At 52.5% G+C, this 19,366-nt stretch carries 16 protein-coding genes and 7 tRNA genes; 17 read left to right on the top strand and 6 right to left on the bottom strand.

Annotation, left to right across the window (positions count from 1 at the left end):
* The first annotated feature begins 14 nt into the window (after positions 1–14).
* On the top strand, positions 15–443 hold the full coding sequence (locus tag F3J28_RS11065; RefSeq protein WP_166866165.1) for an EamA family transporter: 429 nt from the start codon (positions 15–17) through the stop codon (positions 441–443).
* Between the two features lie 34 nt (positions 444–477).
* Here the strand turns inward: F3J28_RS11065 and pgm are convergent, their stop codons facing one another.
* On the bottom strand, positions 478–2,121 hold the full coding sequence (pgm, locus tag F3J28_RS11070; protein WP_166875813.1) for a phosphoglucomutase (alpha-D-glucose-1,6-bisphosphate-dependent): 1,644 nt from the start codon (positions 2,119–2,121) through the stop codon (positions 478–480).
* A gap of 27 nt (positions 2,122–2,148) precedes the next feature.
* Entirely contained in the window at positions 2,149–2,697 is a 549-nt protein-coding gene (gene seqA / locus F3J28_RS11075; protein ID WP_166875816.1) for a replication initiation negative regulator SeqA, read from the bottom strand.
* Between the two features lie 174 nt (positions 2,698–2,871).
* Between seqA and ybfF the strand changes: the two genes are divergently transcribed.
* The 4 genes from ybfF (at position 2,872) to fur (ending at position 5,495) form a co-directional block, all read left to right on the top strand.
* Entirely contained in the window at positions 2,872–3,639 is a 768-nt protein-coding gene (ybfF, locus tag F3J28_RS11080; protein WP_166875819.1) for an esterase, read from the top strand.
* Between the two features lie 141 nt (positions 3,640–3,780).
* Positions 3,781–4,059 (top strand): LexA regulated protein, encoded by a 279-nt coding sequence (gene ybfE / locus F3J28_RS11085; RefSeq protein ID WP_008456110.1) that lies wholly within the window; start codon positions 3,781–3,783, stop codon positions 4,057–4,059.
* Positions 4,060–4,238: 179 nt separating this feature from the next.
* Positions 4,239–4,769, top strand: coding sequence for a flavodoxin FldA (gene fldA / locus F3J28_RS11090; protein ID WP_039291198.1), 531 nt, complete (start codon positions 4,239–4,241; stop codon positions 4,767–4,769).
* Between the two features lie 279 nt (positions 4,770–5,048).
* On the top strand, positions 5,049–5,495 hold the full coding sequence (fur, locus tag F3J28_RS11095; protein ID WP_008456106.1) for a ferric iron uptake transcriptional regulator: 447 nt from the start codon (positions 5,049–5,051) through the stop codon (positions 5,493–5,495).
* A gap of 94 nt (positions 5,496–5,589) precedes the next feature.
* On the opposite strand, the gene F3J28_RS11100 is transcribed toward fur, so the two are convergent.
* The 4 genes from F3J28_RS11100 to nagE all read right to left on the bottom strand — a co-directional run bounded on the left by F3J28_RS11100 (position 5,590) and on the right by nagE (position 11,704).
* Positions 5,590–5,916, bottom strand: a complete 327-nt coding sequence (locus F3J28_RS11100; RefSeq protein WP_008456104.1) for a ChiQ/YbfN family lipoprotein — start codon at positions 5,914–5,916, stop codon at positions 5,590–5,592.
* Between the two features lie 47 nt (positions 5,917–5,963).
* The gene (chiP, locus tag F3J28_RS11105) at positions 5,964–7,370 is read right to left on the bottom strand and encodes a chitoporin ChiP (RefSeq protein WP_008456102.1); all 1,407 of its coding nucleotides are present in this window, start codon (positions 7,368–7,370) and stop codon (positions 5,964–5,966) included.
* Positions 7,371–7,834: 464 nt separating this feature from the next.
* A complete protein-coding gene (gene glnS, locus F3J28_RS11110) occupies positions 7,835–9,502 on the bottom strand; it encodes a glutamine--tRNA ligase (RefSeq protein ID WP_166875822.1) in 1,668 nt (555 codons plus the stop codon).
* Positions 9,503–9,679: 177 nt separating this feature from the next.
* Positions 9,680–11,704 (bottom strand): N-acetylglucosamine-specific PTS transporter subunit IIBC, encoded by a 2,025-nt coding sequence (gene nagE, locus F3J28_RS11115; RefSeq protein ID WP_166875825.1) that lies wholly within the window; start codon positions 11,702–11,704, stop codon positions 9,680–9,682.
* Between the two features lie 334 nt (positions 11,705–12,038).
* Here nagE and nagB point away from each other — a divergent pair, with 334 nt between their 5' ends.
* The 12 genes from nagB to F3J28_RS11175 all read left to right on the top strand — a co-directional run bounded on the left by nagB (position 12,039) and on the right by F3J28_RS11175 (position 19,297).
* Entirely contained in the window at positions 12,039–12,839 is an 801-nt protein-coding gene (nagB, locus tag F3J28_RS11120) for a glucosamine-6-phosphate deaminase (protein ID WP_008456097.1), read from the top strand.
* Positions 12,840–13,014: 175 nt separating this feature from the next.
* Entirely contained in the window at positions 13,015–14,163 is a 1,149-nt protein-coding gene (gene nagA, locus F3J28_RS11125) for an N-acetylglucosamine-6-phosphate deacetylase (protein WP_166875829.1), read from the top strand.
* A gap of 5 nt (positions 14,164–14,168) precedes the next feature.
* Complete coding sequence (gene nagC, locus F3J28_RS11130) at positions 14,169–15,389, top strand: DNA-binding transcriptional regulator NagC (protein WP_008456092.1); 1,221 nt, start codon at positions 14,169–14,171, stop codon at positions 15,387–15,389.
* Positions 15,390–15,451: 62 nt separating this feature from the next.
* Positions 15,452–16,207, top strand: coding sequence for an HAD-IIA family hydrolase (locus F3J28_RS11135; protein WP_008456091.1), 756 nt, complete (start codon positions 15,452–15,454; stop codon positions 16,205–16,207).
* Positions 16,208–16,514: 307 nt separating this feature from the next.
* Entirely contained in the window at positions 16,515–18,176 is a 1,662-nt protein-coding gene (asnB, locus tag F3J28_RS11140) for an asparagine synthase B (protein ID WP_166875832.1), read from the top strand.
* 412 nt (positions 18,177–18,588) lie between these two features.
* Positions 18,589–18,665 (top strand) — tRNA-Met (locus F3J28_RS11145).
* Between the two features lie 10 nt (positions 18,666–18,675).
* Positions 18,676–18,760, top strand: a tRNA-Leu gene (locus F3J28_RS11150).
* A 22-nt stretch (positions 18,761–18,782) separates the two neighbouring features.
* A tRNA-Gln gene (locus F3J28_RS11155) sits at positions 18,783–18,857 on the top strand.
* Between the two features lie 37 nt (positions 18,858–18,894).
* A tRNA-Gln gene (locus F3J28_RS11160) sits at positions 18,895–18,969 on the top strand.
* Positions 18,970–18,990: 21 nt separating this feature from the next.
* Positions 18,991–19,067 (top strand) — tRNA-Met (locus tag F3J28_RS11165).
* A gap of 44 nt (positions 19,068–19,111) precedes the next feature.
* Positions 19,112–19,186, top strand: a tRNA-Gln gene (locus F3J28_RS11170).
* Between the two features lie 36 nt (positions 19,187–19,222).
* A tRNA-Gln gene (locus F3J28_RS11175) sits at positions 19,223–19,297 on the top strand.
* The last annotated feature ends 69 nt before the right edge of the window (positions 19,298–19,366 follow it).

Consider the following 19,366-nt stretch of genomic DNA (forward strand, 5'->3'; position numbering starts at 1 on the left):
AAGAGGAGCCCGTTATGAGCGCATGGTTAGTCTACGCCCTGCTGTCTGCCGCTACGGCAGCGCTGGTCGCTATTTTTGGTAAGGTTGGTTTGCAGCATCTGGATGCTAATACCGCCACGGCCGTTCGAGCTGTGGTCATGGCATTATTTTTAGTTGGGGTGGTTGTCGTTCAGGGAAAACTGAACCTCATTAGCACCGTGTTTGCCGATAAAAAAGCGCTGCTGTTTATTTTGTTAAGCGGCGTGGCCGGGGCGCTGTCCTGGCTGTTCTATTTTATGGCGATCAAAAGTGGTGACGTGTCGAAGGTCGCCCCTATCGATAAGCTAAGCGTGGTGTTCGCGGTGATTCTGGCGGTGATTCTGTTTGGTGAGAAAGTGTCGCTGATTGCCGGGATAGGCGTGGCGCTTATCACCTGCGGCGCACTGATGGTGGCTTTGGGTTAAAAGAGAAAGGCTCCCTGGGGAGCCTTTTTGCATATTACTTCGCGCTTTTCAGCACTTCGCTGACAATCTCTACCGCTTCTTTCTCGATCTGCTCGCGGTGCTCTGCGCCGAGGAAGCTTTCACAGTAAATTTTGTAGGCGTCTTCGGTGCCGGACGGACGAGCGGCAAACCAGCCGTTCTTGGTCATCACCTTCAGGCCGCCGATGGAAGCGCCGTTGCCCGGAGCCGCCGTCAGACGCGCGGTGATCGGGTCACCTGCCAGCGTGTCTGCACTCACCATTTCAGGTGACAGCTTGGACAGCGCGGCTTTCTGTGCAGAAGTGGCTGGTGCCTGAATACGGTTATAGCTCGGTGCGCCAAAGCGCGCGGCTAACTCATCGTAATGCTGCTGCGGGTTTTTGCCCGTCACGGCGGTGATTTCTGCCGCCAGCAGACACATGATGATACCGTCTTTGTCGGTCGACCATGGGGTGCCGTTGAAGCGCAGGAACGATGCCCCGGCGCTTTCTTCGCCACCGAAGCCGAAGCTGCCGTCGAACAGGCCGTCAACGAACCACTTAAAGCCAACCGGGACTTCCACCAGCTTGCGGCCCAGATCTTCTACCACGCGGTCAATCATCGCGGAGGAAACCAGGGTTTTACCGACGGCCACATCTTTGCCCCACTGCGGACGGTGCTGGAACAGATAGTTAATAGCCACAGCCAGGTAATGGTTCGGGTTCATCAGGCCAGCCGGCGTGACGATACCGTGACGGTCGTAATCCGGGTCGTTGGCAAAAGCCAGATCGAATTTGTCGCGCAGCGCCAGCAGGCCTGCCATCGCACATTCGGAGGAGCAGTCCATACGGATTGCGCCGTCTTTATCCAGGTGCATAAAGCGGAAGGTCTGGTCGACCTGATCGTTCACGATGGTCAGATCGAGGTTGTAATGCTTCGCGATACGGTGCCAGTATTCGATCCCGGAACCGCCGAGAGGATCAACCCCCAGCTTCAGGCCCGCTTTTTGAATCGCGGCCATGTCGACGATATCCACCAGCCCTTCGATGAACGGCTGAACCAGATCCTGCGCCTGAACGTGGCCGCTTTCCCAGGCTTTATCCAGCGTAATGCGCTTCACGCCTTTCAGGCCGTCGGCCAGCAACGCGTTAGCGCGATCTTCAACGACTTTGGTGACGTTAGTATCAGCCGGGCCACCGTTTGGCGGGTTGTACTTGATGCCGCCGTCGTCCGGTGGGTTGTGGGATGGCGTGATAACGATCCCGTCCGCCTGAGGGCCGCCCTTTTGGTTATGCACCAGGATGGCGTTAGAAATCGCAGGCGTCGGCGTATAGCCGTTATCCTGCTGCACAATGACGTCCACGCCGTTAGCGGCCAGCACTTCCAGCACGGAGATAAACGCAGGTTCGGACAGCGCGTGGGTGTCTTTGCCCACATAGCATGGACCGGTGATCCCATTCTTTGCGCGTTCTTCAGCGATAGCTTGCGCAATCGCCAAAATATGAGGTTCGTTAAAGCTATGCCGTGCTGCACTGCCACGGTGGCCGGAGGTCCCGAATTTCACCGCGTGTTCGCTATTCCCCACCACAGGCTTAAGCACGTAATACTGCGCCGTAAGCTGGGCTACGTTAATCAAGTCGCTCTGTTGTGCAGGTTGGCCCGCACGATCGTGGTTAGCCATTGGCTCTTCCTTACTGACGCCAGGTTTTTAAATAGTGCCGCAAACCTTTTCAATCAGCTCCGCAGGGAACTGCATTGACTGCATGATGTGTTCGATCATGCTGCATTTACGACCAGTATTCGTATTGGTGATCACCCAGTATGGGGTGCCCGGAACATGTTTCGGCTTGGTTTGATTGCCGTTTGCCAGCAGCGTTTGCTCATCGCCAGCAAAATAGACGCGGGTGCGACCATGCAGCGACTCGGTGGCTTCGCCAAAGGTTTTTGCATCCAGCAGATACAGCGTGGACAGCACCATCATAAAGCGGTTTACGGCTTTATTCTGGGCAGCGTACTCGTCGGAAAGCAGCAGCTCACGAACGGCACGCACGCGATTACGAGCGGTGTTCGCAGGTTTTTCTTCGACAACGGGAGCCGCAGCGCGCTCAGGCGCAGCGGGCGTAGAAGTGGCTGCTGGTGTTTGCCCGGCGGTAAATTTAAGCATACGCCGTAAAATGTCTGACGCGCTCTCGCCGATGTGTTTAGTCTGGCTGGCAATATAGCGGTAAAGCTCGTCATCAACTTCGATTGTTTTCATCTTAATCCAGTGCGATATCTTTTCTGAATACAAGTCGTTGGGATTATAGGGTCAAATCCCAACAGCGAACAGGAGAGGCGACTCAAAGTCAGAGTAAACTGAATATTTGCCGCACGCCCGCGAGAATGCCAACATGATACCCTAACCAAACGAACCAAAATAAAGAACTTTGCCATGAAATTAAATGCTCGCCTGCAAACTGCGCAACAATTGAATAGCAATTCCCCTATCGTACTGATCCACGGCCTGTTCGGCAGCCTGGATAACCTGGGCGTTCTGGCACGGGATCTGGGTAAAGATCATGCGTTGCTGCAGATCGATCTGCGCAATCACGGGCTGTCACCGCGCAGTGATGATATGAGCTATGCCGCAATGGCCGGAGATGTTCTGGACACGCTGGACGAATACGGTATAGAGAAGGCCACATTTATTGGCCATTCCATGGGCGGCAAAGTGGTGATGGCGCTTACCGCAATCGCCCCTCAGCGTATTGATAAGCTTGTGATGATAGATATTGCGCCGGTTAACTATCAGGTTCGCCGTCACGACGAAATTTTCGCGGCTATCCGCGCGGTCACCGAAGCGGGCGTAAAAACTCGCCAGCAGGCGGCGCAAATCATGCGCGACCACGTAGCTGAGGAAGGCGTCATTCAGTTTCTGCTGAAATCCTTTGCTGACGGCGAGTGGAAGTTCAACGTGCCCGTGCTTTGGCAGCAATACGAAAATATCGTTGGCTGGCAGCCTGTCCCGGCCTGGCAACATCCTGCACTATTTATTCGCGGCGGGAATTCTCCATATGTTGATGAAAGCCACCGCGAGGCGCTGTTAAGTCAGTTCCCACAGGCCCGTGCTCACGTCATCGCTGGAGCGGGTCATTGGGTTCATGCGGAAAAACCGGATGCCGTTCTACGGGCGATCCACCGATTTATCGACGCAGAGTAGAAAAACTGATTAAAAACAGACCGACCGGGCAGTTGAAGTCGCTAACGCGTTGGCGGGAATGGCGCGCTGATGTATGATGGCGCGCTTAATTGCACCGGCACCCTGCCCCTGCAGCCAGAATTTCCTGTCAGTATTCTAATCATGGCAAAAGAACAAACGGACCGTACTACATTAGATCTGTTCGCGGACGAGCGTCGCCCCGGGCGGCCGAAAACCAATCCGCTCTCGCGCGATGAGCAGTTGCGTATCAATAAGCGCAATCAGCTGAAGCGCGATAAAGTGCGTGGTTTGAAGCGAGTTGAGCTAAAACTGAACAACGAGGCGGTCGATGCCCTCAACCAGCTGGCTGACGCCCGTAACATCAGCCGCAGCGAACTGATCGAAGAGATGCTGCTCGAGCAGCTTAAAAATCTCGGGTAACGCCTTCAGCCACCCTGCGGGTTATCTGAAATCTCAAAAGGGTGAGCAAAACCATGTTGCAGACTGTGCACCCGGGCGTGATAGCTGTTTCCGCTGCTGGAGCTGTTCTGCTATGATTGCCCTATACGTGGGCATTGAACGGCCAGCATACTATTAAGTTTCAAGAGGTTATTTTACTCATGGCAATCGTAGGCATTTTTTTCGGCAGCGACACCGGTAACACCGAAAATATCGCGAAAATGATTCAAAAACAGCTCGGTAAAGACGTTGCTGAGGTGCATGACATTGCTAAAAGCAGCAAAGAAGATCTCGAAGGTTTCGACATTCTCTTGCTCGGCATCCCGACCTGGTACTACGGCGAAGCCCAGTGCGACTGGGATGACTTCTTCCCTACGCTTGAAGAAGTCGATTTCAACGGTAAACTGGTGGCGCTGTTCGGCTGCGGCGACCAGGAAGACTACGCGGAATATTTCTGTGATGCGCTGGGCACCATTCGCGACATTATCGAACCGCGCGGCGCGGCAATTGTGGGCCACTGGCCAACCGCGGGCTACCACTTTGAAGCCTCCAAAGGCCTGGCGGATGACGACAATTTTGTCGGCCTGGCTATCGACGAAGATCGCCAGCCGGAACTGACCGCTGAGCGCGTTGAGAAGTGGGTTAAACAGGTTTCTGAAGAACTGAATCTGGCCGATATCATTAACGCCTGATTTCCATGGCGCAAATGCGATATTTGCGCCATCTTGATAGCTTGTAGCAATGAAAATAATTGCTACAAGTTTGTAACTTTCTCGTACATCCCTGTACAATGTCTTCCTGATAGCTTGGCTGATAATTACTGTAAATGGCGACGCCGCCACGATTTTTCAGCCTTATTTTGCACCATACTTGCGGTTCCCATTTAGAAGTAGCAGTTCTATAATGAGACGCATTACTCTTTACGCTCACTGCAGTTTGAGCGAATCGTTAAGCAACAGGACACTTTCCGCATGACTGACAACAATACCGCATTAAAGAAGGCCGGCTTGAAAGTCACGCTTCCGCGATTAAAAATCCTCGAAGTGCTGCAAGAGCCGGTAAATCATCACGTCAGCGCGGAAGACTTATATAAACGTCTGATCGACATGGGCGAAGAAATCGGCCTGGCGACCGTCTATCGCGTGCTGAACCAGTTTGATGATGCAGGGATCGTGACCCGCCATAATTTTGAAGGCGGCAAGTCCGTTTTTGAGTTGACCCAGCAGCATCACCACGACCACCTGATCTGCCTCGACTGCGGTAAAGTGATCGAGTTCAGCGATGATTCTATTGAATCCCGCCAGCGTGAAATTGCCACGCGCCACGGCATCCGCCTGACTAACCACAGCCTCTATCTGTACGGACACTGTGCTGAAGGTGACTGCCGCGAAGACGACACGGCCCACGATCCTAAATAAGTAATCCGCATTAACAAACGCTGCTTCGGTGGCGTTTAAAAGCAAAAACCGGCAGGTTTCCCTTGCCGGTTTTTTTATTGACTGAAAAAGGCTATCAGCTGTTATTGGCGCGAATCTCCTGCCAAATCTTATCGCAGCGTACCTTCGCGGCTTCATCATTGCCGCTCTTTCTTGCCTGGATACATTTCTGGTAATCCAGCACGTTCACCGTCTCTTTCTCAACAAACGCTTTATGCTGTTTTTCCTGACGCAGTACGTTCAGCACGCTCTGGCAGGCTTCAATTTTATCCGGATTGCCTTCCGCCGTATTGATACAGGCGCTATAGGCCTGCTTCAGGCGTGAATCTTCCGGAGGTGCGGGAGGTTGAACGCAGGCAGACAGCGTGAATACAGCGGCGGTAATCAGCAGAATCTTTTTCATGTTCGGTTCCTTATAGAAAAACGGGCGCTTGCGCGCCCGGTTTCACATCAGAAGATGGTGAACGGAGCAATCACGATGAATTTCACGTCACGCTCATCCTGGAAGATGTTGCCGTAACCACCGCCCCAGCTTGGGATGTCGGAGTGGTTGTCGTACTGAGTGAAGTGCAGTTTGAACAGCGTGCCTTTCGCACGGCCTTCCTGCACGGTATACATGGCGTCGAGGCTGTAAGAAGACTCTTTGATCTTGTTGGAAGCGAGATCCTGGCGGTTACCGGAAGCATCAAGCGCCCATGTAGATGGTTTTGCGTCCCATGCATAAACGTAAGAAGCACCGACTGCCCAACCCGGCAGGTTCCAGTTACTCAGGTCATACATTGCACCGAAGAACACGGCTTTTTCACCGTTGGCGTTGAAGTCAGAGCGGTTATCCCACCACACATCCAGACGACCGTTGGAAGACGCGTAGGTTGGCGTCATACGCTGCAGGAAGTAACCCTGCTGGCCTTCTGCCTTCACCATGGTCCCTTCCAGACGCAGGTCGACCTGGCCAATTTTATAGCCAAATGTCAGCGCCTGGAGCCATGCGGTGCCGTCATAAATATCATTGATGGTGTTGTTCGCGGCTTTATCACGGGTGCCGTAGAACTGGTAGCTGGTGCTCAGCGGGCTGCCTGCAACGTCGAATTTGTAGCTGGCTTTAGCGAAGTACTGATCAACAAAGCCCTGCGCCTGGCCAAATGCGGCTTCCAGAATCAGATCGTTTTTGAAGTCATACTTCGCGCCGATGGAGTGCAGATAATCAACTTTGGTCTTTTTATCGTTCTGGTAGAACTTATCGGTTTCAAGGTGCCATGGCGCCTTGTACTCGTTAGTCCACATGTAGGAGAAGCTCAGCGCACCGGCATCACCGTAGTCAAATGCAGCTCCTGCTTCAGCCCCCTGATAAGTACCAGGCATGAAGCTCCAGTGTGGTGCTAACAGCGTTTGACCGGTTGGCTGAATGTAACCTGCGCGAGCCCAAACCGGGCCGTATTTGAATTTGGCCGCCGCTTTATAAAGGCTGATGCCACCTTTATCGCCGGAGTAGTCTTCGTCGTAGGTTTTATTTTTAGAGGAGAATGCGATTTCGTTCGGGTGACCGCTGGCGCTGTCTTCGGCCATTTCAATGGCGGTGAAAGCGGCAATATCAAAACCAAACATATCGGCCGCATAGCCAGACTGGAAGTCGAGGTTGGCGTTCCAGGTTGAGTGCGACAGGTTAGTTTTGTACTTACCGTCGGACACATCTTTACGGTCACGTTCACGCTGCCAGTAATAGATGCCGCCGGTCAGCGTAGAGTCATCAACGAAGCCCGCGGCGCTAGCCTGCGGAGCCACGACAAAACCTGAAAGAGCGGTAACGCTTGCAATAGCAAGAGCAAGCGCACTACGTTTGCCACTAAACGTACGCATAGTTAAATTCCTCTTTGACGTAAAAATCATCGTCTGACGTGAAAAGCGCCAATGACGAAAAAAAGTAAAATTGCCTTACGGCTAAAAGCGGTTTTTGCCTAACACACCCGCATTACTGCTGCTCATAGACTATTTTTCGCGACGCGAATTATCAATGACTTTGTATCAGAGATTTCCTGGAGTATGACAGAGAGCACATAATCTATGTGCATTTGTAACAAAATTGCGCAGCAGATTATTAACCCTGATTACGATTGATTTTAAGAATAAAACTTCATTGAGAGCGCTTTCATTATAAGCATCAGGAGATTACGGGGAAGGCATGACTTCCTGTGAGGAGATTTTCACAAAAATGTGAATGAGAATTAATTCGCATCGCGAATGTGTACACAAGGTTAATAACAGGTAAGCAAAAAGAAAAAACGCCGCATTTAGCGGCGTTTTCATCAGGCAATAAACGGCAATTACTCGCCGATTTTAGCCCAGGTATCACGCAGGCCAACGGTGCGGTTAAACACCAGTTTTTCCGCCGTCGCATAGCGGCTGTCCAGGCAGAAGTAACCTTCTCGCTCGAACTGATATGCCTTACTTTTTTCAGCGTTCTGCAGACTAGGCTCAGCGAAGCCCTGGCGAATGACCAGAGAATCCGCATTAATGGTAGACAGGAAGTCTTCTGCAGCCCCTGGATTCGCGACGCTAAACAAGCGGTCGTACAGACGAATTTCAACCGGCAGCGCGTGTGCCGCGCTCACCCAATGAATAACACCCTTCACCTTGCGACCGTCCGCCGGATCCTTGCTCAGGGTTTCCGGATCGTAGGTGCAGTAAAGTTCGGTGATATTACCTTCTGCGTCTTTTTCTACGCGTTCGGCTTTGATCACATAGGCATTACGCAGGCGAACTTCTTTACCCAGCACCAGGCGCTTGTACTGCTTGTTTGCTTCTTCGCGGAAGTCAGCGCGATCGATATAGATCTCGCGGCTGAACGGCACTTCACGGCTACCCATTTCAGGTTTGTTAGGATGATTCGGCATGGTAACCGTCTCTTCTTCACCTTCAGGGTAGTTAGTGATAATAACTTTTACCGGATCCAGCACGGCCATTGCACGCGGCGCATTCTCGTTAAGATCGTCACGGATGCAGGATTCCAGAGAAGCCATTTCAACGGTGTTGTCCTGCTTGGTTACGCCAATGCGCTTACAGAACTCGCGAATGGATGCTGCGGTATAGCCGCGGCGACGCAGGCCGGAGATAGTCGGCATACGCGGGTCGTCCCAGCCTTCTACAATCTTCTCGGTCACCAGCAGGTTCAGCTTACGCTTGGACATGATGGCGTATTCGAGATTCAGGCGAGAAAATTCGTACTGACGCGGGTGAGCAGGGATGGTGATGTTATCCAGCACCCAATCATACAGACGGCGGTTGTCCTGGAACTCCAGAGTACACAGCGAGTGCGTAATGCCTTCCAGCGCATCGGAAATACAGTGGGTGAAGTCGTACATCGGGTAGATGCACCACTTGTTGCCGGTCTGGTGGTGATCGGCAAATTTAATGCGGTACAGCACCGGGTCGCGCATAACGATGAACGGCGAGGCCATATCGATTTTAGCACGCAGGCAGGCGGTACCTTCGGCAAACTCACCGTTGCGCATTTTCTCGAACAGCGCGAGGTTTTCCTCAACGCTACGATCGCGGAACGGGCTATTTTTTCCGGGCGCAGTTAGAGAGCCACGGTATTCACGAATTTGTTCCGGACTCAGCTCATCAACATAAGCCAGCCCTTTATTGATCAGCTCAACGGCATAATTAAAAAGCTGGTCAAAATAGTCAGACGAATAACGCACGTTGCCGGACCAGTGGAAGCCCAGCCATTCAACGTCGTGCTTGATGGACTCTACGTATTCGATGTCTTCTTTTACCGGGTTTGTGTCATCGAAGCGCAGGTTGCATTGCCCCTTGTAATCCTGGGCGATGCCAAAGTTCAGGCAAATAGACTTGGCGTGACCAATATGCAGATAGCCATTTGGCTCAGGCGGAAAACGGGTGCAAATACTGGTGTGCTTACCGTTCGCCAGGTCTTCATCAATAATCTGACGAATAAAGTTAGTTGGGCGGGCTTCAGCCTCACTCATCGCGGGTTCCTCAAAGCGTGTACCTTAGTTAACGGCGTATGATCTAATAAGCGGCCTCGGGAAACAACCTTTAGTTGCATAAATTAGGGTTATCCATGTCGACTAAAGGCAAGCAATAAAAAAGCGGCTGACGATTTACGTCAGCCGCTTAAGGCACAAATGCTTACTCAGGAGCGATTATTTGCCTTTAATCTCATACAGTGGCGTTTGGCCTGCAACCACCTGACCTTTAGCCTGGATAACCAGACCGCTGAAGTCGTCGATGTTGCTGCAAACTACCGGGCTAATCATGGAGCGAGCGTTGGCGTTCAGGAGATCGAGATCCATTTCCAGAATCGGCTGGCCGGCAACCACTTCGGCCCCTTCTTCCACCAGACGCGTGAAGCCTTTGCCACCCAGAGCAACGGTATCGATGCCCATGTGAACCACAATCTCTGCACCTTTTTCTGTTTCAAGGCAGAACGCGTGGTTGGTGTTGAAGATTTTCACGATGGTACCGGCGGCAGGAGAAACCACGGTTTTGTCCGTTGGCTTAACGGCTACGCCATCACCGACTGCTTTGCTGGCGAAAGCTTCGTCAGGCACCTGATCCAGTGCAACCACATCGCCAGTGACTGGAGAAACCAGAGCGGCAATAGTTGTGCTGGTCGCGTTTGGAACAGCCTGTGGTTTAGCCGCAGTAGCAGGTGCTGCACCAGCAACAGGCGCCGCAGCTTCTACAGTGCCCGCGGTTTTCATTGCGTTAGCAATTTTTTCTGCAGCAAAGCCGACGATGATTTGCACGCTAGTTTTGTTCAGGCGAATAACGCCAGTCGCACCCAGACGCTTAGCCAGCGCTTCGTTAACAACGGAAGAGTCTTTTACGCTCAAACGCAGACGAGTGATACAGGCATCAATACCGGTCAGGTTTGCAGAGCCACCTACCGCAGAGATGTACTGACGAGCCAGGCCAGAAACGTCCTGGTTTGCGTCACCGCTCACGTTCACGTCCTGACCATCAGCTTCGTCACCGGCTACAGCCAGTTCACGGCCTGGCGTCAGCAGGTTGAATTTGGTGATAGTGAAACGGAACACCACGTAGTAGAGAACGAAGAACACCAGACCCTGAGGGATCAGCATCCACCAGTGGGTTGCCAGCGGGTTACGGGAAGAAAGCACCATATCCACCAGGCCCGCGGAGAAGCCAAAGCCCGCAATCCAGTGCATGCTTGCTGCGATAAATACGGAGATACCGGTCAGCACTGCGTGAATCACGTACAGTACCGGCGCAACGAACATGAAGGAGAACTCCAGCGGTTCGGTGATACCGGTGAAGAACGCAGCGAAAGCAGCGGCCATCATGATACCGGCAACTTTTGCTTTGTTTTCAGGACGTGCACAGTGGTAGATGGCCAGCGCTGCACCCGGCAGACCGAACATCATGATTGGGAAGAAGCCCGCCTGGTAGCGACCGGTGATACCGACAACCGCTTTACCTGCTTCGATGGACTGAGCGCCACCCAGGAAGTTAGGGATGTCGTTAATCCCTGCCACGTCAAACCAGAACACGGAGTTCAGAGCGTGGTGCAGGCCAACCGGGATCAGCAGACGGTTGAAGAAGGCGTAGATACCTGCGCCCGCAGAACCCAGCTTCTGAATGTGCTCACCGAAGTTCACCAGACCGTCGAAGATCATCGGCCAGATGTACATCATGATGAAGGCAACAACGATCATCAGGAAGGAGGTGAGGATAGGAACCAAACGGCGACCGCTGAAGAACGAAAGCGCTTTCGGCAGCTCAACGCCGCTGAAGCGATTGTACAATTCCGCAGAGATAATACCGACCAGAATACCCACAAACTGGTTTTCAATTTTACCAAATGCCGCCGGAACCTGATCCACCGGAATTTTCTGGATCATAGCAACCGCTGCCGGTGAGCAGAGGGTGGTCAGAACCAGGAAGCCAACAAAGCCGGTCAGTGCCGCGGCACCGTCTTTGTCTTTGGACATACCGTAAGCGACGCCGATGGCGAACAACACGGACATGTGATCGATAATGGCGGAACCAGATTTAATGAAGAGCGCCGCTAACGCGTTGTCTCCACCCCAACTGACTGGGTCAATCCAGTAACCAACCCCCATTAATATTGCTGCTGCTGGCAGTGTAGCCACCGGCACCATAAGTGCCCGGCCCACGCGCTGTAGATAACCTAGAATACTCACTTTATTCCCCCTATGAGACCCCGTTAAGGCTCGCTCAAGCAGTGTTTTTATTGTCTTACTTACATTGAATACACGGCGACGATTCACATCACACGGTGAAGTGTGAAAAAAATTAATTCGTACCGCAAATTAAACACACCTTTTTTGTGATATTTATCACCAAATATCGCTTCAACCCTCCCCCTTCACTGGCTATCTCCGAAAACTTATTTTATGATTCAAAAAATCAAGGCGGATTGATCCCTGTTGGTTCAGTATAAAAGTGGTTTACCCTTATGCTTATCGAGATCGATTCAGCTAACCCTATTTTTACTCTTAAACTACGAGGTGAATGATGAGACTGATTCCCCTGGCTACCCCGGCACAAGTCGGCAAATGGGCAGCTCGCCATATTGTAAATCGCATTAATGCATTCAAACCGACCGCGGACCGCCCTTTTGTTCTGGGTCTGCCAACCGGCGGCACGCCGCTGGAAGCTTACAAAGCCCTGGTTGAGATGCATAAAGCAGGCCAGGTTAGCTTTAAGAACGTCGTCACGTTCAACATGGATGAATACGTCGGCCTGCCGAAAGAGCATCCGGAAAGTTATTATACTTTCATGCACCGCAACTTCTTTGATCACGTTGATATCCCTGCAGAAAACATCAACCTGCTAAACGGCAATGCGGAAGACGTTGATGCAGAGTGCCGCCGCTACGAAGAGAAAATTCGCTCCTACGGCAAAATTCACCTGTTCATGGGCGGCGTGGGTAACGACGGTCATATCGCGTTCAACGAACCAGCGTCTTCTTTGGCTTCCCGCACCCGTATTAAAACCCTGACCCATGACACACGCGTGGCAAACTCTCGCTTCTTCGGCGGTGACGTGACTCAGGTGCCTAAATACGCGCTGACCGTTGGCGTGGGCACCCTGCTGGATGCAGAAGAAGTGATGATCCTGGTGCTGGGCGGCGTCAAAGCGCTGGCGCTGCAGGCGGCCGTGGAAGGCAACGTTAACCATATGTGGACTATCACCTGCCTGCAGCTGCATCCGAAGGCTGTGATCGTGTGTGACGAGCCGTCCACCATGGAGCTGAAGGTGAAAACGTTGAAATATTTCAACGAGCTGGAAGCAGAAAACATTAAAGGCCTTTAAGGCCTGGTCGGCCACTGATGCGCCTCAAACGGCAACCGCTGAGGGCGTCAGTAGCTCTGGAAAATCAATGCATTGGTTTTCTAAAGTCAGTCATAAAGAGGAAGGTGTTTCGGCTTTTCCTCTTTATTAGCGCTCTTACAGTCTTAAAGCACGACGTTATTACCGGGGGTAGGATATGTATGCATTAATCCACGGTCGGATTTATACCGGCCACGAAATTTTGGATGACCACGCGGTAGTTATTGCCGATGGCCTGATTGAGCGCGTTTGCCCTGTTGATGCACTGCCAGCAGATATCGAAACGCGCGATGTGGGCGGAGCCGTCATTGCCCCCGGTTTTATTGATGTACAGCTGAACGGCTGCGGCGGCGTGCAGTTTAACGACACAGCAGAAGCCGTTTCCGTTGAAACGCTGGAAATCATGCAGAAAGCAAACGAACGCTCGGGCTGCACCAGCTACCTGCCAACGCTTATCACCACCAGCGACGAGCTGATGATGCAGGGCGTGAAAGTCATGCGCGACTATCTGGCGAAATACAGCCATCAGGCGCTGGGCTTGCACCTTGAAGGGCCGTGGCTCAACATCGTGAAAAAAGGGACGCACAACCCAGGCTTCGTCCGCAAGCCGGATGCGAAGCTGGTTGATTTCCTCTGCCAGAATGCCGATGTGATCACCAAAATCACCCTCGCACCTGAAATGGTTGAGCCAGAAGTCATTCAGAAACTGGTGGCATCAGGCATCATCGTTTCTGCCGGTCATTCCAATGCAACGATTAAAGAAGCCAAAATTGGCTTCCGCGCAGGGATCACCTTTGCAACCCACCTTTTCAACGCGATGCCGTATATTACCGGCCGTGAACCTGGCCTTGCGGGCGCAATTTTTGATGAAGCCGACGTTTACTGTGGCATCATTGCTGATGGTTTACATGTGGATTATGCGAACATCCGCACCGCAAAACGTGTGAAGGGCGATAAACTGTGCCTGGTTACCGACGCAACCGCGCCGGCAGGTGCCAACATCGATCAGTTCATTTTTGCTGGCAAAACAATATACTACCGTGACGGTCTGTGCGTAGATGAGAACGGTACGCTGAGCGGGTCTGCACTGACCATGATTCAAGGCGTTCGCAATTTGGTGGAACACGCGGCCATCGCCCTGGATGAAGTTCTGCGGATGGCAACCCTCTACCCTGCTCGCGCCATGGGCGTGGATAAACACCTGGGCGCAATCGAAGCCGGTAAAGTGGCCAACCTCACCGTGTTTAACCGCGACTATAAAATTATCAAGACCATCGTTAATGGTAACGAGGTCGTAACTGAGTAAATAGCATGACGACTGGCGGACAAGCCCAAATTGGTAACGTTGACCTGGTAAAACAGCTGAATAGCGCGGCGGTCTACCGCCTGATTGATCAGCACGGTCCTATCTCGCGGATCCAGATTGCCGAACAAAGCCAGCTTGCGCCCGCCAGCGTCACAAAAATTACTCGCCAGCTTATTGAGCGCGGCCTGATAAAAGAAGTCGATCAGCAGGCCTCCACCGGCGGCCGCCGCGCTATCTCTATTACCACCGAAACACGTAATTTTCACGCTATTGGCGTGCGTCTTGGTCGCCACGACGCCACTATCACCCTGTTCGACCTGAGCGCGAAATCCATCGCCGAAGAGCACTATCCGCTGCCGGAACGCACGCAGGAAACGCTCGAGCATGCGCTGCTTAACGCCATTAGCCACTTCATCGAAACCTGGCAGCGTAAAACCCGTGAACTTATCGCTATTTCCGTCATCCTGCCAGGGCTGGTTGACCCCGAAAGCGGCGTGATCCGCTATATGCCGCACATCGCCGTCAACAACTGGGCGCTGGTCGACAGCCTGGAAAAACGTTTCAAGGTGACCTGTTTTGTCGGCCATGATATTCGCAGTCTGGCGCTGGCCGAGCACTACTTCGGTGCAACCCACGACTGCGAAGACTCTATTTTGGTGCGAGTCCACCGCGGCACCGGGGCGGGAATTCTGTCAAACGGGCGGATTTTTATCGGCCGTAATGGGAACGTGGGTGAGATTGGCCACATTCAGGTCGATCCGCTGGGCGAGCGCTGCCACTGCGGTAATTTTGGCTGCCTGGAAACCATTGCCGCGAACGCCGCCATTGAAAAACGCGTCCGCCATTTGCTGGAACAAGGCTACAACAGCCGACTGACGCTGGATGATTGTAGTATTCAGGCCATCTGCAAAGCGGCCAATAAAGGCGATGCGCTGGCCTGTGAAGTGCTGGAACATGTTGGCCGCCATCTGGGGAAAGCCATCTCCATCGCCATTAACCTGTTTAACCCGCAAAAAGTCGTCCTTGCCGGCGAGATAATCGAAGCCGAAAAAGTGCTGCTGCCTGCCATCGAAGGCTGCATCAACACCCAGGTATTGAATGCCTTCCGTAAAAACTTGCCTATCGTCTGCTCAAAGCTGGACGACCGCTCGGCAATTGGCGCCTTTGCGCTGGTTAAGCGCTCAATGCTAAACGGCGTCTTGCTTCAGCATTTGCTGGAAAGTTAATGCTGCCCAGGCAGCATTTTACGCTATAGTTACCGACTTCATTCCGTGAGCCAGAGTTGTTAATGACCACCATCCAGAACGTAATTTGTGATATCGACGGCGTGCTGATGCACGACAACGTCGCCGTGCCGGGCGCTAATGAATTTCTGGCACGTATTCTTGAAAAAGAAATGCCGCTGGTGCTGCTAACCAACTACCCTTCCCAGACCAGCCAGGATCTTGCCAACCGCTTTGCCTCCGCGGGCATCGACGTGCCGGAGAGCGTGTTTTACACCTCGGCCATGGCCACGGCCGATTTCCTCCGTCGTCAGGAAGGTAAGAAAGCCTACGTCGTGGGTGAAGGGGCGCTGATTCACGAGCTCTATAAAGCTGGATTTACCATTACCGACATCAATCCTGATTTTGTCATCGTGGGTGAAACCCGCTCTTTTAACTGGGAGATGATGCATAAAGCCGCTTACTTTGTGGCGAACGGGGCGCGTTTTATTGCCACCAACCCTGACAGCCACGGCCACGGATTTAGCCCGGCCTGCGGCGCGCTTTGCGCTGGCATTGAGAAAATCTCCGGGCGCGAGCCGTTTTATGTCGGCAAACCAAGCCCGTGGATTATCCGCGCGGCGCTTAACAAAATGCAGGCGCATTCCGAGCAAACCGTTATCGTCGGCGATAACCTGCGGACGGATATTCTCGCGGGCTTCCAGGCCGGCCTTGAAACCATCCTTGTTCTGTCTGGCGTCTCCAGCCTGAACAACGTTGACGATATGCCCTTCAGGCCGAGCTGGATTTACCCCTCTGTGGCTGAAATCGATATCTTCTAATTCAGAATGCCGGTCCAGAGCCGGCATTTTTATATCGATAAAAAATCGCCGCGTAGCAGAAGCAAACCTCAGTGCAAATTGTTAAAAATTGACGATCCGTTAATTCTCACGCCCAAAACATCATCATTTTTCATAAATCAGCAATCCTCATTGCACTATTTATTAGCTGAAAGCTAAAAGCCTTGCATTCCCTTCAGCGATTGAGCATTTTCATTACTAAGCAACGCAGCAAAGCCGCAGTAAAAGCAAAAATCGGCAACGCAGCACCACAACTCAAATCGCTCAGGCAAGTGTACGGAGAAGTTATATGTGTTCTATCTTTGGCGTTCTGGATATCAAAACTGATGCAGTTGAATTGCGCAAAAAAGCGCTGGAATTATCGCGCCTGATGCGCCACCGTGGCCCGGACTGGTCAGGTGTTTACGCCAGCGATAAAGCGATTCTTGTGCACGAACGTCTGTCCATCGTTGACGTCAACGCGGGCGCTCAGCCGCTGTACAACACCGAAAAAACTCATGCCCTGGCGGTTAACGGCGAAATTTACAACCACCAGGCTCTGCGCGCCGAATACGGCGACCGCTATACCTTCCAGACCGGTTCAGACTGTGAAGTGATCCTGGCGCTGTATCAGGAAAAAGGCCCTGACTTCCTTGATGAGCTGCAGGGGATGTTCGCCTTCGCACTTTACGACAGCGAGAAAGACGCTTACCTGATTGGCCGTGATCACATCGGTATTATCCCGCTGTATATGGGCCACGATGAACACGGCAACCTGTACGTCGCTTCAGAAATGAAAGCCCTTGTGCCTGTTTGCCGCACCATCAAAGAGTTCCCGGCGGGCAGCTACCTGTGGAGCAAAGACGGCGAAATTCGCAGCTACTACCAGCGCGACTGGTTCAGCTACGAAGAAGTAAAAGACAACGTCACGGACAAAAACGCGCTGCGCCAGGCGCTGGAAGATTCCGTGAAGAGCCACCTGATGTCCGACGTGCCTTATGGTGTTCTGCTGTCCGGCGGGCTGGACTCTTCGGTGATTTCCGCGATCACCAAGAAATTTGCCGCACGTCGCGTAGAAGATGAAGAGCGCAGCGAAGCGTGGTGGCCACAGCTGCACTCCTTCGCCGTCGGCCTCGAAGGTTCTCCTGACCTGAAAGCCGCGCAGGAAGTCGCTAACCACCTGGGCACGGTACACCACGAGATCCATTTCACCGTGCAGGAAGGTCTGGATGCGATCCGGGATGTTATCTATCACATCGAAACTTACGATGTGACAACGATCCGCGCTTCAACACCGATGTACCTGATGTCGCGTAAGATTAAAGCGATGGGCATCAAAATGGTGTTGTCCGGGGAAGGCTCTGATGAGGTATTCGGCGGATACCTGTACTTCCACAAGGCGCCAAATGCCAAAGAACTGCATGAAGAAACCGTGCGTAAACTGCAGGCTCTGCACATGTTTGACTGTGCCCGTGCGAACAAGGCGATGTCTGCCTGGGGCGTTGAAGCCCGCGTGCCGTTCCTGGATAAAAAATTCCTCGACGTGGCAATGCGCATCAACCCGCAGGACAAAATGTGCGGCAACGGCAAAATGGAGAAGCATGTCCTGCGCGAGTGCTTCGAATCCTACCTGCCGGCAAGCGTGGCGTGGCGCCAGAAAGAGCAGTTCTCTGACGGCGTTGGCTACAGCTGGATTGATACGCTGAAAGAAGTGGCCGCTGAGCAGATTAGCGACCAGCAGTTGGCCACCGCCGCCTACCGCTTCCCGTACAACACACCGGGCTCGAAAGAAGCCTATTTGTACCGCGAAATCTTTGAAGAGCTATTCCCGCTGCAAAGCGCGGCAGAATGCGTACCTGGCGGCCCGTCAGTAGCCTGTTCTTCCGCAAAAGCAATCGAATGGGATGAGTCGTTCAAAACCATGAACGATCCATCAGGACGCGCGGTAGGTGTGCACCAGGCCGCCTATTAATCGCTGATTTAGCTTAAAACAACGGGCCTTATGGCCCGTTGAAGTTACTGACAAAGAGGGAAAAAGCGTGGTTTTTCCCTCTTTGTGGTGAGCAGCCGAAAATCAACGAATTGATTTTCCTTTTTTTAAAGATATGCGGTCTGGTATTTTCTCTCTCATCAGAGCGTTGCCAGCCGTCTGAACGGGCCTTATGGCCCGTTGTCGTTTCTGTATTCCTGTCGCGGCTTTATCCCTGTTTTTAAGCGGAATTAAAAACAAAAACGTGCGTTATTGTCGATATTTCAAGCAAGCTGTTCGCAAGTCATTCAAACGAGCATTCTGAGCGGGTTTTCGGGAAAAAACTAGTTGACGCTGTAGAGTCAACTCAGCATAATGCGCCCCGCAACGCCGATAAGGTAGCGCGTAAAAAGATGGCTACGTAGCTCAGCTGGTTAGAGCACATCACTCATAATGATGGGGTCACAGGTTCGAATCCCGTCGTAGCCACCATCTTTTTTATGCGGGAGTGGCGAAATTGGTAGACGCACCAGATTTAGGTTCTGGCGCCGCAAGGTGTGCGAGTTCAAGTCTCGCCTCCCGCACCATTTATCTCTCGCGTTGCACGGATGGGGTATCGCCAAGCGGTAAGGCACCGGTTTTTGATACCGGCATTCCCTGGTTCGAATCCAGGTACCCCAGCCATTATTTTTCGATACATGCGGTTCACCGCAACGGTTATTGGGGTATCGCCAAGCGGTAAGGCACCGGTTTTTGATACCGGCATTCCCTGGTTCGAATCCAGGTACCCCAGCCATCGAAAAATATGATAGAGTTTGGCTACGTAGCTCAGCTGGTTAGAGCACATCACTCATAATGATGGGGTCACAGGTTCGAATCCCGTCGTAGCCACCATATAAAGGAATTATTGATTAACTTCGATAAATCCAAAAAATTGTTGGGGTATCGCCAAGCGGTAAGGCTCTGGTTTCTGATACCAGCATTCCGAGGTTCGAATCCTCGTACCCCAGCCAATTTCAAAAGTCGTTCACTCTGTGAGCGCACCCTGTTGGGGTATCGCCAAGCGGTAAGGCTCTGGTTTCTGATACCAGCATTCCGAGGTTCGAATCCTCGTACCCCAGCCACACAATGAAAAGCCCGCGCAAGCGGGCTTTTTGCTATCTGGCATTTAGTCAGCATGAGCAGAGCGGGAA

This window comes from Enterobacter sp. Ap-1006, from assembly GCF_011752835.1.
Taxonomy (GTDB): domain Bacteria; phylum Pseudomonadota; class Gammaproteobacteria; order Enterobacterales; family Enterobacteriaceae; genus Cedecea.